14 protein-coding genes and 2 tRNA genes are annotated in these 14,528 nt (G+C 57.4%); 9 read left to right on the top strand and 7 right to left on the bottom strand.

What is annotated here, in order from left to right:
- Positions 1–12 precede the first annotated feature (12 nt).
- From ACTJK9_RS22805 to ACTJK9_RS22785, 5 genes are all read right to left on the bottom strand, one after another.
- Positions 13–1,035, bottom strand: a complete 1,023-nt coding sequence (locus ACTJK9_RS22805; protein ID WP_085610438.1) for an ABC transporter permease — start codon at positions 1,033–1,035, stop codon at positions 13–15.
- The gene (locus ACTJK9_RS22800) at positions 1,035–2,096 is read right to left on the bottom strand and encodes a microcin C ABC transporter permease YejB (RefSeq protein WP_007952064.1); all 1,062 of its coding nucleotides are present in this window, start codon (positions 2,094–2,096) and stop codon (positions 1,035–1,037) included. Before ACTJK9_RS22800 ends, ACTJK9_RS22805 begins: the two co-directional genes overlap by 1 nt.
- Positions 2,096–3,964 carry an extracellular solute-binding protein gene (locus ACTJK9_RS22795; RefSeq protein WP_440816435.1) on the bottom strand — a complete coding sequence of 623 codons (1,869 nt, stop codon included), beginning with the start codon at positions 3,962–3,964 and terminating at the stop codon, positions 2,096–2,098. Before ACTJK9_RS22795 ends, ACTJK9_RS22800 begins: the two co-directional genes overlap by 1 nt.
- A gap of 134 nt (positions 3,965–4,098) precedes the next feature.
- Positions 4,099–4,380 carry a peptidylprolyl isomerase gene (locus ACTJK9_RS22790; protein ID WP_007952068.1) on the bottom strand — a complete coding sequence of 94 codons (282 nt, stop codon included), beginning with the start codon at positions 4,378–4,380 and terminating at the stop codon, positions 4,099–4,101.
- 96 nt (positions 4,381–4,476) lie between these two features.
- Positions 4,477–5,340, bottom strand: coding sequence for an esterase/lipase family protein (locus ACTJK9_RS22785; RefSeq protein WP_085610436.1), 864 nt, complete (start codon positions 5,338–5,340; stop codon positions 4,477–4,479).
- Between the two features lie 340 nt (positions 5,341–5,680).
- On the opposite strand from ACTJK9_RS22785, the gene ACTJK9_RS22780 reads away from it, so the two are divergent.
- Entirely contained in the window at positions 5,681–6,793 is a 1,113-nt protein-coding gene (locus ACTJK9_RS22780) for a hypothetical protein (RefSeq protein ID WP_440816431.1), read from the top strand.
- 61 nt (positions 6,794–6,854) lie between these two features.
- Here the strand turns inward: ACTJK9_RS22780 and ACTJK9_RS22775 are convergent, their stop codons facing one another.
- Positions 6,855–7,931 carry a 3-deoxy-7-phosphoheptulonate synthase gene (locus ACTJK9_RS22775; protein ID WP_085610435.1) on the bottom strand — a complete coding sequence of 359 codons (1,077 nt, stop codon included), beginning with the start codon at positions 7,929–7,931 and terminating at the stop codon, positions 6,855–6,857.
- A gap of 616 nt (positions 7,932–8,547) precedes the next feature.
- On the opposite strand from ACTJK9_RS22775, the gene ACTJK9_RS22770 reads away from it, so the two are divergent.
- The 8 genes from ACTJK9_RS22770 (at position 8,548) to ACTJK9_RS22735 (ending at position 13,403) form a co-directional block, all read left to right on the top strand.
- Positions 8,548–8,991, top strand: a complete 444-nt coding sequence (locus ACTJK9_RS22770) for a GNAT family N-acetyltransferase (RefSeq protein ID WP_085610434.1) — start codon at positions 8,548–8,550, stop codon at positions 8,989–8,991.
- Between the two features lie 127 nt (positions 8,992–9,118).
- Entirely contained in the window at positions 9,119–9,760 is a 642-nt protein-coding gene (gene gacA / locus ACTJK9_RS22765; protein WP_032829778.1) for a response regulator transcription factor GacA, read from the top strand.
- A 2-nt stretch (positions 9,761–9,762) separates the two neighbouring features.
- Entirely contained in the window at positions 9,763–11,586 is a 1,824-nt protein-coding gene (gene uvrC, locus ACTJK9_RS22760; RefSeq protein WP_085610433.1) for an excinuclease ABC subunit UvrC, read from the top strand.
- Between the two features lie 32 nt (positions 11,587–11,618).
- Complete coding sequence (pgsA, locus tag ACTJK9_RS22755) at positions 11,619–12,179, top strand: CDP-diacylglycerol--glycerol-3-phosphate 3-phosphatidyltransferase (protein WP_064596971.1); 561 nt, start codon at positions 11,619–11,621, stop codon at positions 12,177–12,179.
- 60 nt (positions 12,180–12,239) lie between these two features.
- Positions 12,240–12,315, top strand: a tRNA-Gly gene (locus ACTJK9_RS22750).
- 46 nt (positions 12,316–12,361) lie between these two features.
- Positions 12,362–12,435 (top strand) — tRNA-Cys (locus ACTJK9_RS22745).
- Between the two features lie 42 nt (positions 12,436–12,477).
- A complete protein-coding gene (locus ACTJK9_RS22740) occupies positions 12,478–13,020 on the top strand; it encodes a DUF6864 domain-containing function (protein WP_440816425.1) in 543 nt (180 codons plus the stop codon).
- Positions 13,017–13,403: a hypothetical protein gene (locus ACTJK9_RS22735; RefSeq protein ID WP_440816423.1), complete on the top strand. Its 387-nt coding sequence runs from the start codon at positions 13,017–13,019 to the stop codon at positions 13,401–13,403. Before ACTJK9_RS22740 ends, ACTJK9_RS22735 begins: the two co-directional genes overlap by 4 nt.
- Positions 13,404–13,458: 55 nt before the next feature.
- Here ACTJK9_RS22735 and ACTJK9_RS22730 read toward each other — a convergent pair whose 3' ends face one another.
- Complete coding sequence (locus ACTJK9_RS22730; RefSeq protein ID WP_440816421.1) at positions 13,459–14,526, bottom strand: tyrosine-type recombinase/integrase; 1,068 nt, start codon at positions 14,524–14,526, stop codon at positions 13,459–13,461.
- Positions 14,527–14,528 lie beyond the last annotated feature (2 nt).

Here is a 14,528-nt window from a genome sequence, read left to right as displayed (position 1 = left end):
TCAAGGGTCCGTTCATGAGCGCGGGTCAAAGGCATCGCGCAACGCTTCGCCGATGAATACCAACAGGGAAAGAATCAGCGCCAGGGTGAAAAACGCGGTCAACCCGAGCCACGGCGCCTGCAGGTTCTGCTTGCCCTGACCGATCAACTCACCCAGAGACGCGCTGCCGGCAGGCATGCCGAAGCCGAGGAAGTCCAGCGCGGTCAGGGTCGAAATCGCCCCGGTCAGAATGAACGGCAGGTAGCTCAGGGTCGCGTTCATTGCGTTGGGCAGGATGTGCCGGACAATCACTTTGCGATCGCTCAAACCCAGGGCCCGGGCAGCCTTGACGTACTCGAGGTTGCGCCCGCGCAGAAACTCGGCGCGGACCACGTCCACCAGCGCCAGCCAGGAAAACAGCGCCATGATCCCCAGCAGCCACCAGAAGTTCGGCTCGACGAATCCCGAAAGGATGATCAGCAGGTAAAGCACCGGCAAGCCCGACCAGACCTCCAGCAAACGCTGGCCGAGCAGATCGACCCAGCCCCCGTAATAGCCCTGCAGGGCGCCGGCCGCGATGCCGATCAGGGCGCTGACAAACGTCAGCATCAGGGCGAACAGGATCGACACCCGCGCGCCGAAGATCACCCGGGCCAGGACGTCCCGCGCCTGATCGTCGGTACCCAGCCAGTTGACCGAAGTCGGCGGGCTCGGTGCCGGTTTGTTGAGGTCGTAGTTCGGGGTGTCGTCACTGAACGGAATCGGCGGAAACAGCAGCCAGCCACCGTCCTTGCGGATCAGCTTCTGCACGTAATCGCTGCGGTAATCGGCCTGGAACGGCAGTTGTCCGCCGAACTCCTGCTCGGTGTGGCGCTTGAATACCGGGAAATACCATTGCCCTTGATAACTGACGATCAGCGGCTTGTCGTTGGCGATCAGTTCGCCGCCGAGACTGAGCAGGAACAGCCCGATGAACAACCACAGCGACCACCAGCCCCGGCGATTTTTCTTGAAGCGTTCGAAACGGCGACGGCCCAGAGGCGAGAGCTTGAACATCAGGCATTCCTCGCGGCGAAGTCGATGCGCGGGTCGACCAGCGTGTAGCACAGGTCGCCGATCAGTTTTATCAGCAGGCCGAACAGGGTGAAGATGAACAGCGAGCCGAACACCACCGGATAATCACGGGACACCGCCGCTTCGTAACTCATGCGCCCCAAGCCGTCGAGGGAGAAGATCACTTCGATCAGCAACGAACCGGCGAAGAACACGCTGATGAACGCCTGGGGAATACCCGACACCACCAGCAGCATCGCGTTGCGGAAGACATGCCCATAGAGCACCCGGTTTTCGCTCAGGCCTTTGGCGCGCGCGGTGACCACGTATTGCCGGGTGATTTCATTGAGGAACGAGTTCTTGGTGAGAATGGTCAGGGTGGCGAAACCGCCGATCACCAGCGCCGTGACCGGCAACACCAGGTGCCAGAAGTAGTCGGTGATTTTGCCCAGCGTCGACAGGGATTCGAAGTTGTCGGACACCAGCCCGCGCACCGGAAACCAGTTCAGCGAGGTGCCGCCGGCGAACACCACGATCAGGAACATCGCGAACAGGAATGCCGGCATGGCGTAGCCGATGATGATCGCCGTGCTGCTCCAGATATCGAAATGGCTGCCGTGGTGCACGGCTTTGCGGATGCCCAGCGGGATCGACACCAGATAGGTGATCAGCGTCGCCCACAGGCCGAGGGAAATGGTCACCGGCATTTTCTGCAGGATCAGGTCGGTGACCGTGGCGCCGCGGAAGAAGCTTTTGCCGAAATCCAGCTGCGCGTAGTTCTTGAGCATCAGCCACAGGCGTTCATGGGCCGGTTTGTCGAAGCCGTACTGTTTTTCGATGTCCTTGATCAGTTGCGGATCGAGGCCGCGGCTGGCGCGGGACGTGCCGCTCATGGTCTCGCTCGCCCCGCCGCCAACGCTGGCGCCGCCAATGCCTTGCAAGTGGGCGATGGCTTGTTCAACCGGACCACCTGGCGCGGCCTGGATGATCACGAAGTTGACCAGCAGAATAATCACCAGCGTCGGGATGATCAGCAGCAGGCGCCGCAGTATGTAAGCCCACATCAGTGCGGCCCTCCGGGTCTGCCACGGCTGATTTTCTCGGCCGTCATCTGCTGGTTGGTCAGCGGCGTGCTGCTGATTTCCCACCAGCTCTCGATCGCTTCGTCATTGCTCGCCTGCACGGTGGGAATGCCGAAACGGTTCCACCACACGGTGGACGTGCCCGGCGGGTAGTAGTTGGGAATCCAGTAGTAGTTCCATTGCAGAACCCGATCCAGTGCATGGGCGTAACGCAGCATATCGGCCTGGGTCGAAGCGCGGATCAGGCCGTTGATCAAGGTGTCGACCGCCGGGTTCTTCAGCACCATGTAATTGTTGGCACCGGGGTCGTTGGCCGATGCCGAACCGAAGTAGTTCAACAGTTCGCCGCCGGGGGAGGTGGTGACCGGGTAACCAGTGACAATCATGTCGTAGTCGCGGCTCATCAGGCGGTTGACGTACTGCGAGGAGTCGATGCGACGGATGTCGAGGTTGATGCCGATCTGTTTCAGAGTGCGTTTGTAGGGCAGCAGCAGACGGTCCATGCCGTTCTGGCTGACCAGGAACGTAAAACTCAACGGCTCGCCCCGGTCGTTGACCAACTGGTCGCCATCGGGTTTCCAGCCAGCCTGTTCCAGCAGCTCCAGCGCTTGCAGTTGTTTGTCGCGGATAATGCCGCTGCCATCGGTCTTCGGCGCTTCGAAGACCTGGGTGAACACCTCTTCGGGAATCTGTCCGCGCAAGGGCTCGAGTATCTTCAGTTCGGCTGCATCCGGCAGTTGCCGGGCGGCGAGATCAGTGTTGGAGAAGTAACTCTGCTGGCGAATGTACATGTTGCGCATCATCTGCCGGTTGCTCCATTCGAAATCCCAGAGCATGGCCAAGGCCTGTCGAACGCGGCGATCCTGGAACATCGGCTTTTGCAGGTTAAACACGAAACCCTGGGCCGACTGCGGTGCCTCGGTGGCCAGATGAGCCTTTTGCAGGCGACCGTCGCTCAGGGCCGGACTGTCGTAACCGATGGAGTAGCCGGTGGCGGAGAATTCACGGTTGTAGTCATAGGCGCCACCGCGCAAGACCTGGCGGGCGACGTCGGTGTCGCCGAAGTACTCGATGCTGAAATGATCGAAGTTGTACAGGCCACGGCTGACCGGCAGGTCCTTGCCCCACCAGTCCGGGTTGCGTTCGAAGGTAATGCTGCGCCCGGAATCGACTTTGCCGACCCGATACGGGCCGCTGCCCAGCGGCGGTTCATAGCCGCCACCGCCGGCGAAATCACGGGTTTTCCACCAGTGTTCGGGAAATACCGGCAGGGTCGCGATGTCGAGTGGCAGGGTACGGTTTTCGTTGCTCTTGAAATCGAAACGCACGGTCAACGGGGCTTCCACTTCCACGCCTTTGACGTCGGCGAACTGGGTGCGATAACGCAGGCTGCCCTGGGTCATCAGCAAATCATACGTGTAGCGCACGTCTTCGGCGGTGATCGGCTTGCCATCGGCGAAGCGGGCTTTGGGATTGATAAAGAAGCGCAGGGACAGGCCGTCATCCGAGCGCTCCATTTTCTGCGCCACGAGGCCGTATACGGTGTAGGGCTCGTCGAGCGAACGCTGGGCCAGCGGGGAATACAGCAGGCCGTCGATCTGGCTGACGCCGATGCCTTTGTCGATATACGGCAGCACATGATCGAAGTGGCCGATCTCGATGGCCGAGCGGCGCATTGTCCCGCCTTTTGGCGCCTGGGCGTTGGTGTAATCGAAGTGACTGAAGCCGGGCGGGTACTTTGCCGGTTCGCCATAGACGGTCATCGCATGCTGCGGTGCGGCGTCCACACCAGTGATCCCAAGCAGCAGGGTTAGGGCAGTGAACATCAATGTCGGGAAAGCCAGTCGCATTGTCAGCCTTAAAGCCGGGTAATCGATAAGCGCAATTTGTACGCGAGCGGCGCGCCGTTCGCCAGCGGTGCGGTGTAACCAAAACAAAACGGCCCGCCATCAGGCGGGCCGTTGCACAGCAGGTCGGGCTGAAATCAGTCCTGACGGCTGGTGACTTCCAGCAGGTGATAGCCAAACTGGGTCTTCACCGGGCCTTGCACGACGTTGATCGGTGCGCTGAATACCACGGTGTCGAATTCCTTGACCATCTGGCCAGGACCGAACGAACCCAGGTCGCCGCCCTGACGGCTGGACGGGCAGGTGGAGTTGGCCTTGGCCACTTCGGCGAAATCAGCGCCACCTTCGATCTGGGCCTTGAGTTCGTTGCACTTGGCTTCGCTGGAAACCAGGATGTGGCGGGCAGTGGCTTTAGCCATGGGGAAATTCTCCAATCAAATCGATAAAGGGTGGAGCCTACCGGATTCAGTGGCCGATTTCTCGGCAAAGTTCCGTTCGCTGGTCTGATGAGACATCTATAGATCAGCGGCTTGAAGGCGCAAGGCGTGCTCGACATAGAGACGTATCGAGTCGTTAGCCATGGCGTGGTGTCCGCTTGCCCGCCGCAGAGTATGCAGGTGATCGAGGGAGTAGTCGGAGCGGATCACGGTGCCCAGGTGAGAGCTGAAGCGACCGACAAGTCCGTCGTTCTGGGCGAGTTCTGTAATGAAGTATTCCGAGAGGGCGCAGCAGATGCCCTGGACAGGGTCGAGCGACGGCTCTTCGGGTACGACGCCGCTCCATGAAAAATAGCGAACGCCATTCACCCATTCTGCACCGTGACCGCCCCAGACCTCGGGCAGACCCTGCGGGTATTTGTCGTTGAAGTTGCCGACCCCCTCCGTTGTCAAGGCACCCAGCGCAGCCAGTGCGCTGTGCGGCAATGCCTTTTGCCCGCTGAGCAGTGACAGAAAATCGGCAAACCGGGTCGCTACATTCTGTGCCACGACCTCCGGAAGTCTTCCAGGTATCAACGCCTTGCGCAGGAAGTCCGCCAGTTCCGAGCCATGGTTTGGCCCGCTGACTGACGTAACAGACGCAACGTTGTGTGGGGCTAGCGCTGCAGCATAGCGTGCCGTGAGTGCGCCTTGACTGTGGCCGATCAGGTTGACTTTGGCCGCGCCTGTGCCCCTTAACACGGCGTTGATTTGCGAGAGCAGTTGCTCCCCACGTATTTCATTGTCATGGATGACCGACAGATGGGGCACAAACACCTGCGCGCCAGCAGCCTTGAGCGCCTGTTTTACGTCGTGGAACAGTTCGAACGGGCCAATGCGCTCGAATCCGAACAGGCCATGCACCAAAAGAATAGGATGATTGGTTGTCGCATTTAGTAGCATTTTTCGTCCTTGATCGCAGATGATCGTCGATGTTTTCTGCTTGCCACTCTAAAACAGTCGTGAGGCTGGGGATGCCTGAAGAATCGCCGTCATGCGTTGGAAACTGGATCAATGCGTGTATGAATTTTCACTGCTGCATGAACTCCGCTTCGGAACATTCAGACAGCTCCCGCCTCATCGAAAGTACTTTTCCCTTTTTTGCCTACTTCCTTTAGTGCGTTTGGTCATGGCTCGAACAGTAAGGAGCTGACATCCGATCGGTGGTGAAGCGGTTTAAATGGAGGCTCTTCGACGCAGAGCTCAGGCGACGTGTCATTTCCAGGGAATGGAGAGGCAACTGATGAATGATTTACAAGGAGCGGTCTTGCAAGAAAAGGACACAGGGATGGAGGGTGGCAGCGTTCAGTCGTTCGGACCCTGTCGGGAGGGCGCAGGGGCTTTGCCGTTGCCAGCGCCCACACTGGATTCGATTGTCGGCGCTGTCGTTGATCCGTCATTGAGCAAGGTTGTCGTGCGGATTGCGCCCTGGTCTGGAATGGCATGCGGTGACAGGGTCGTGTTGAGCTGGCATGGTTTCGATACAGAAGGCCTGCCGTATCGGCACGACATTGCGAGATCCGTCAGTGAAAGTCAGCTGGGCAAGGATGTCGTTCTGATCGTGCGGGACGTTCACATCGCAGCATTGGACGGGGGCACGCTGGAGGTGTTCTGGACATTGAACAGCGTCACGAGATCGGCGCCTGGTTCTTCAATGCGTACGCTGCTGGACGTCGGAGACGTCCGCTACAGTCTGTTACCGGTCCTCGTGGAGGATGCCGTCGGGGGCAGTCTCGATCCGGCTCGCGTACCCGACGGAACGACTGCCATCCTTCAACCCTATGCCGGAATGAGTGCAGGCGACCGGGTAGAGTTGATCTGGCAGGGGCCTTCGCCGGAGGCATCATTTCGAGACATTCTTATCGTTGAGTTCTTTGCTGTCGGTCAGCCCTTGGTGTTCGGAGTCGCGCCCGAATTCATCGCTCCGCATTTGGGCGGCGAGGTGTTGGTTCACTACCGTGTAGAGCAGAAAAGCGGAGCCATTCGCGAGTCAGGCGCTACGCGGATCAGCATTGGCCCATTGGCACGAGATGAGCTACCGGCACCCCGAGTGCTTGAAGCGGAAGACGGCGTGCTTGATATGCATGACGCCACCGATGGCGTCAGCGTGATGATAAGTGATGCGCAGGTAGAGGAGGGTGAGCTGGTTTATCTCAAGTGTGACGGCGAGTCGTTCTTCCACCGGGACGACCGCGAAATCATCGGGGGGATGGCCATGCAGCCGTTGGTTTTCATCGTGCCTTACCGGTTCTGGCGAGAGCATGTGAACACTGTTGTGCGACTGTCCTACTCGGTCGAACGGCTGGATGATGTCAGTCAGGAGTCTGCGGTGACTCTGGTTCGCGTACAGGCTTGATCTAGCGTTGCGAACGTAGCCCGCCCTCCGCTTGAAATTCGGCGGAGGGCGGTGCTCATCATCAGACCGAAGTCTGTTTGCGCATACGGTGGGCGGCGTCCAGCAGCAATTGCCTCGTAGCATCGAACCCGAGGCAGCCATCGGTTACCGAAACCCCGTAGCGAAGCGACTCGCTCAAGGGCTGGCATCCTTCGAACAGGTGCGATTCAAGCATCATGCCGATCAGCGAGCGGTCGCCCTGCAAACGCTGTTCCACTACATGATTGAACACTTCAGGCTGACGAAGCGGGTCCTTGCCGCTGTTTGCGTGGCTACAGTCGACCATTATCCGGCTCGGAATTTTCAGTCGGCTCAATTCGCTGTTGATCCTGGAAACGCTTTCACGGTCGTAGTTCGGCCCCTGATGTCCACCCCGCAACACCAGATGCGTATCCGGGTTGCCCAAAGTCGGGATGATTGCCGGATGGCCCTGGCTGTCCACGCCGAAATGGCGGTGGGGATGAGCTGCCGAACGCATCGCATCGACGGCAATGGCGACACCACCATCGGTTCCATTCTTGAAGCCGACCGGCATGCCAAGCCCGCTGGCCATTTCACGATGGATCTGTGATTCAGTGGTGCGGGCGCCGATGGCGACCCAGCTCAGCAAGTCGTCGAAGTATCCGGCGGCCATGGGTTGTAGCAGTTCAGTGGCGACCGGCAGTCCTAGGCGGATCATTTCCAGCATCAGTTCGCGCGATAGCGTCAGGCCCGCAGCCATGTCGTCGCTACCGTCGAGATGAGGATCGTATGCCAGGCCTTTCCAGCCAACGGTGGTGCGAGGCTTTTCAACGTAGGCGCGCATGACAAGCAACATGTCCTGACGGACTTCGCTGGCCAGTTGTGCGAGCTTTTCGGCGTATTCAAGTGCGGATTCGGGGTCGTGTATCGAGCAAGGGCCAACGATCACCAAAAGGCGTTGGTCTTCACCATTGAGAATCGCTCGGACCGCCTGGCGGTGGGCAACGACTTGATTGTTCAGGGCATTGCTGAGCGGCAATTGCTGCTTGAGTTGCAGCGAACTTGGCAGACGCAGGGTCAGTGCTTCGTTGGCAGAGTTCAGCGTGGACAGTGGCAGAGCAGAAACGGACGAGTTCATATTCGGTAATTCCTGGGCGGACGGCGGGGGCTTCCCGCTTAATCGGCCCTACTGGGGTGTTCGACAATTGGCCGGATTGGCTACGTGTGTTGGCTTGCCACCTGTGGGCGACCGATCGGAGGCGGCAGGTTGTCCCGAGCGGAGGCTGGTAAATCGCCAGGCGGAAAAACTGTCGTAACGGTAATAAGTGGCGTAGTTCATTGGTTGAATCCTCAAAGTGTCTGGTGTGTTGCTGAAAAAAGTTCGGGCCTGAAAAAACAAAACCCCCGGTCGGGAGGCCGACCGGGGGTTGAGAAATCTCTGGTAGGCGACCCGTTCAAATGGGCGCCGGTTGGGTATCAGGCGCGCCAGTGGCTAAACCAATACCCAAAATAAAAGCTTGCTGGAGCCGAGGCACCGTTCACCCGGGCAGCCGCAACCGAGCGCGAGGCGCTGGTGGTATGAAGCTGTGAAAGGGCGTTGAACATGAGCTGTCTCCGATGAATGCGCCGAGCTTACTAGAGGCTGCTGCGCGTCAGCAATCAGAAAATGCTATTGGAGTAGCAAGAAGGACTTTATGGGTTGAGCGCTCGCCTGGGTGTGCCACACTCTGCTTTTGACGCGTATCGAGGCAGGAATGAGTTTTGAATTGCGCCAGGCAACGGCCGCCGACCTGTCGTTTGTGCGAGAGCTGACTTGCCGAAACATGCTCCGCTACTACATTCACTATGACTTGCTGTGGCAGGACGAGGCGTTCGATGTCGCCTGGGCCGGGCGCGACAACTGGTTGATCCTTCAGGAAGGCGAGTTGACGGGGTATTTCAGTCTGAGCCGTGATGCTCGGGCCCTGTACATCCGCGAATTGCAGATCGTCGAGAGCGCTCAAGGCCAGGGCGCAGGATCCTGGGCGATCGATCAGGTTGTTGCGATGGCGCGGCTGGAGTGTCGCCCGGCGTTGCGCCTGACGGTGTTCAAAAACAATCCGGCGCAAAACCTGTATCGAAAAAAAGGAATGTTGGTGCAGGGTGAGGATGAGTGTTTCCTGCGAATGCAGCTTGACGTGAGTACACCTGTGCTCTGAAACGCACGTCTGGCAAGCCCTCGATGAAGAATTGAAACTTTTTATATGTCGCTTGCTGCTAGGTCTGCCCCGCACTTTTTGCTAAGGTGTCCGGCATCCCAATAAGACCATATCGCGAGGTGTCTGCTTGATTAGGGTGCTAGTGGTCGACGACCATGATCTCGTTCGTACAGGCATTACACGTATGCTGGCCGACATCGATGGCCTGCAGGTGGTGGGCCAGGCCGAGTCCGGGGAAGAATCCCTCATCAAGGCTCGTGAGTTGAAGCCCGACGTGGTGCTGATGGACGTCAAGATGCCGGGCATCGGCGGCCTCGAAGCTACGCGCAAACTGTTGCGCAGCCATCCCGACATCAAAGTGGTTGCAGTCACCGTGTGTGAGGAAGATCCGTTTCCTACACGTTTGTTGCAGGCCGGTGCGGCGGGGTATCTGACCAAGGGCGCCGGATTGCCGGAAATGGTTCAGGCCATTCGCCTGGTGTTCGCCGGCCAGCGCTATATCAGCCCGCAGATTGCCCAGCAACTGGCAATCAAATCCTTTCAGCCGACCAATGATTCACCGTTCGATGCGTTGTCGGAACGGGAAATCCAGATTGCGCTGATGATTGTCGGCTGCCAGAAGGTTCAGATCATTTCCGACAAATTGTGTTTGTCGCCGAAAACCGTGAATACCTATCGCTACCGCATTTTCGAAAAGCTCTCGATCAGCAGCGATGTCGAACTGACGCTGTTGGCGGTTCGTCACGGCATGGTTGATGCCAGCCTCTGACCATGACTGAGACATTCGATTCGGGCGCTTTTTTATCGACCGTCAGCGGGCGCCCCGGCGTGTATCGCATGTTCGACAGCGACGCGCGTCTGTTGTACGTAGGCAAAGCCAAGAACCTGAAGAAACGCCTGGCCAGTTACTTTCGCAAGACGGGCCTGGCGCCGAAAACGGCGGCACTGGTCGGGCGTATCGCCCAAGTCGAAACCACCATTACGTCCAACGAGACAGAGGCGTTGCTGCTTGAGCAGACTCTGATCAAGGAGTGGAGGCCGCCGTACAACATCCTGTTGCGCGATGACAAATCCTATCCCTATGTCTTTTTGTCTGACGGGCAATTCCCACGCCTGAGCATTCATCGCGGGGCGAAAAAGGCGAAGGGTAAATATTTTGGTCCCTACCCGAGCGCCGGCGCGATTCGCGAAAGTCTCAGCCTTCTGCAGAAGACGTTCTTCGTGCGTCAGTGCGAGGACAGCTATTACAAGAACCGGACCCGACCGTGCCTGCAATATCAGATCAAACGTTGCAAGGCACCCTGCGTCGGGCTGGTCGAGCCTGAGGTTTACGCCGAGGACGTACGTCACTCGGTGATGTTCCTCGAAGGGCGAAGCCATGCGTTGACCAATGAGCTGTCGACGGCGATGGAAGAGGCTGCGGTTAACCTCGAATTTGAGCGCGCCGCCGAACTGCGCGACCAGATTGCCTTGCTGCGTCGAGTGCAGGATCAGCAGAGCATGGAAGGCGGAACGGGTGATATCGATGTGATCGCCGCGTTCGTCAATCCGGGCGGTGCTTGTGTCCACCTGATCAGCGTGCGGGGAGGGCGGGTGCTTGGCAGCAAGAATTTCTTCCCCCAGGTCGGGATTGAAGAAGACGTAGCCGAAGTCATGGCTGCGTTTCTGGGGCAATACTTCATCAGCAGCCCGGAGCGCGACTTGCCGAGCGAGTTGATCGTCAATGTCGTTCACGAAGACTTTCCTGCGTTGATCGAGGCTATTCACACACTCCGCGGACGTGAGTTGACCATCAGTCATCGGGTCCGGGGAACGCGGGCTCGTTGGCAGCAGCTGGCCGTGACCAATGCCGAGCAGGCGCTTGGCGCAAGGTTGGCCAACCGTCAACACGTTGCCGCACGTTTCGAAGCGTTGGCAGAAGTGTTGAACCTCGACGAGCCGCCGCAACGGCTGGAATGCTATGACATCAGCCACTCCAGCGGTGAAGCGACGGTTGCTTCCTGCGTGGTGTTCGGGCCGGAAGGGGCAATCAAGTCGGATTATCGCCGCTACAACATCGAAGGTGTGACCGCTGGCGACGATTACGCCGCCATGCATCAGGCCCTGACCCGACGCTTCAGCAAGCTGAAGGAAGGCGAGGGCAAGTTACCGGACATCCTGTTGGTGGACGGCGGCAAGGGGCAGTTGTCGATGGCGCGTGACGTGCTCAACGAACTGGCTGTTCCGGATCTGATCTTGCTGGGGGTCGCGAAGGGTGCCACGCGCAAGGCGGGCTTCGAGACTTTGTATCTGAATGATGCGGCAAACGAATTCACCTTGCGGGGTGATTCTCCGGCGCTGCATCTGATCCAGCAGATTCGGGACGAAGCCCACCGCTTTGCAATCACCGGCCACCGTGCTCGGCGCGGCAAGACCCGCCGCACGTCAACGCTGGAAGGCGTTGCGGGTGTAGGGCCGACCCGGCGGCGGGACTTGTTGAAACATTTTGGTGGATTGCAGGAGCTGTCTCGTGCAAGCATCGAAGAGATCGCCAAAGCACCGGGGATCAGCAAAAAGCTAGCAGAGTCGATTTATGCAAACCTGCATAGTGAGTAGAATGCCCATTCACCTCGTAGCCAGTTGTGCCGATGAATATCCCTAATCTGATTACCGTTCTCCGCGTCCTGCTCATTCCGATCTTCATTCTGCTGTTCTATCTGCCCTACCAATGGAGCTATCTGGCCTCAAGTTCGGTATTCGCCTTTGCGGCAGCGACGGACTGGCTGGACGGCTACCTCGCGCGACGCCTGGAACAAAGCACGCCTTTTGGTGCGTTTCTCGATCCGGTAGCCGATAAGCTCATGGTCGCCGTCGCACTGGTCTTGCTGGTGCAAGAGCATGGCAACCTTTGGCTCACGCTGCCGGCAGCTGTCATTATCGGTCGCGAGATCGTGGTCTCGGCGTTGCGTGAATGGATGGCCGAACTCGGTGCCCGGGCTCATGTGGCCGTATCCAATCTGGGTAAATGGAAAACTGCTGCGCAGATGCTGGCACTGGTGATTCTCCTGGCCAACCCCAAGGCTTTCAGTTTCTGGGTTCTCATGGGTTATGCGTTGCTGATGATCTCTGCAGGTCTGACCCTGTGGTCGATGGTTCAATACCTTCGCGCAGCCTGGCCACATCTGAAGACCGATGTAGAAAAGAAATAAAACTTTTTTGAATCAAAGGGTTGACGGGGCATCTGGAATCTATAGAATGCGCCACACCAAGCGGGAATAGCTCAGTTGGTAGAGCACGACCTTGCCAAGGTCGGGGTCGCGAGTTCGAGTCTCGTTTCCCGCTCCAATTTGTACAACGTTTGTTGTTGCGCTACTGACAGCAAATGTTTTGAGGCCGAGTAGCAAAATGGTTATGCAGCGGATTGCAAATCCGCCTACGCCGGTTCGATTCCGACCTCGGCCTCCACTATTAAAAACCCCGTAGATCAATGATCTACGGGGTTTTTTAATGCCTGCGAAAAAGTGGGGTGTTCCGCATTTTTTGGAAGGTGTTCCGCATCATCCGCCTCATTACGTGCATTTATGTATTTCCGCATGCTTCCAGTTCCCGGTGTGTGATGGCAGTATGATGTGCTACGACATCGGAGAAGTGGGCATGGAAGTAGGCGGCAAAAAAGTCTTAATGAGCCAGGTGATTTTTGTTCCGGATAACGAAACGGCAAATTTTGTTGTTGATGTGGAGGGCGCGGATGAACTGCCCGTGCGATTCGAGTTCATTACGGAAACCTGCGACGAATCGACACCCGAGGAAAAGCGGCCTGAGGCTCGCTTTAGAGTCGCCTACGATGCGCCCGAAGGCACAACCAAAATAGATTGTTTGGTTCTGAGGTTTTTTAATTTTGACAGGTCGCTAGGACAAAGTATTACGGAACCTGTGAGCGTCGCTATCAGCAATGATAAAGATATAGTTCTTTTCTGTGCGAGTGTTCAAAGGCTGGTTAATATGAGGAAGGTCGAATTTCAATTCATGTTGAAGAGGGTGGAAGCATGAGTATGAAACCGTTATCTTCTGACCAGTCCGCCACTTCTCGAAGAAAAATGACTCAGGTGATATCGGTGGAGGCAGTGCACGATAACACTTCACAACAACTAATTTCGATCACGACCGACAAGTTAAAGCTAGCTTTGATTGAACATTTAGATTGTGTCGCAAAGCACAATGCCTGGCATATGCCGCTTAGCCTGTTTGTCGGAGTAGTTGTGGTTTTCTGCTCTTCGAATTTCAAGGAAGCTTTGGGGTTGAGCGCGGACACATGGGGCGCGATCTTTGCGTTGTTTGGCGCGGGTTGCCTTTTATGGTTTTTCGTGTGCCTTGCCAAAATCCGCAAATCTAAATCACTTGACGATTTGATTGAAATTATCAAAAACAAGTAATTTCGGTATGCATAAGGTGGGGCCATCGTTTGCCCCACCCGTGGTATCAACTTCGTCATCGAGTTGGGTTGACCACTTCGCCAACTCGCCGATAAACCTTCTTTGTCATCTCTTCGGTGGAGTGGCCGAGCAGCCGGCTAGCGTCCTTAATGTCTTCGATTTCGCTGCCGGCTTTCGGTCGGATGTCCCTGAACTGAAATTTTCGAATTGTGGTGGCCAGCTCGGTGTCCCCGTCTGCCGCGGCCTTGGTGGCGGCCCTGTCCCGGGCTTCGTCCCAGCGGTTACGCAGCATGTTGTAACTCATGCGTAGTCCGGCCTGGTTGGTTATGAGGATCGACGTTCTGACACCGGCCTGGGCTCGCCGATCCAGCAGGCCGTTGATGAAGATGCACAGATCCGTCTCGGTATTTCCGTCGTAAAGTCTGATACGAAGACGCTTTTCAGTCTTGCCCTGGCCAACCATCAGAAATCCATTGTTCAAATCGGCGGTTGAGGCCTTGAGCACATCGGCCGCTCGCTGGCCTGTCAGATATGCCAAGTCCATTGCGTCTCTGAGATCCTGCCCCGCTTGTTCGTACACCGCTTGCCAAATGATATCCCCGGCATAAAAGTCCCTAGGCGTTTCCTTGTTCCGGCGCAAACCGAAACAGGGGTTGGCCTTGTCGGTCAGCCCCCACTCGCGGGCGAAGGTGAACATGGTAGATAGCAGTGCAATCTCCCGATTGGCTCGTACCTTTGCCGTGCGTGCATCTCGATACTGGGCGATGACCTGCGGGCTCATCGCCTCTATTGGGGCTGACTCGAAAGCTTTTCGAAGCTGCTTCAGGCTCAAGAGATAGTCGCGCTGGGTGCGTGGCTTTAGTGTTGGTATTATTTTCGACGCATAGTCGTCAAAGAGTCGGTCCATCAGGTGCGCGGGCTTGGGCGTCGCCTTGCGATCGAGACGCGCCCATTCGATTTTGGCTTCGTCAAGATCGCTACCTAACGGAATCTCAACGCGATTACCTTCGGCATCCCTGCCGTTGTAGTAATACCCCACCCAGATCTGTCCGTTTTTCCTTTTTCGGGAACGACGGATCATCCGTGGGGGGAGGTCTCGGTTTTCGGGTTTCTTCAGGCGCATTA

Source organism: Pseudomonas sp. 22082, from assembly GCF_052046055.1.
GTDB classification, from domain to species: domain Bacteria; phylum Pseudomonadota; class Gammaproteobacteria; order Pseudomonadales; family Pseudomonadaceae; genus Aquipseudomonas; species Aquipseudomonas pharyngis.
Note: the sequence above shows the minus strand (reverse complement) of the source record. Positions and strands in the feature narration are given on the sequence as shown.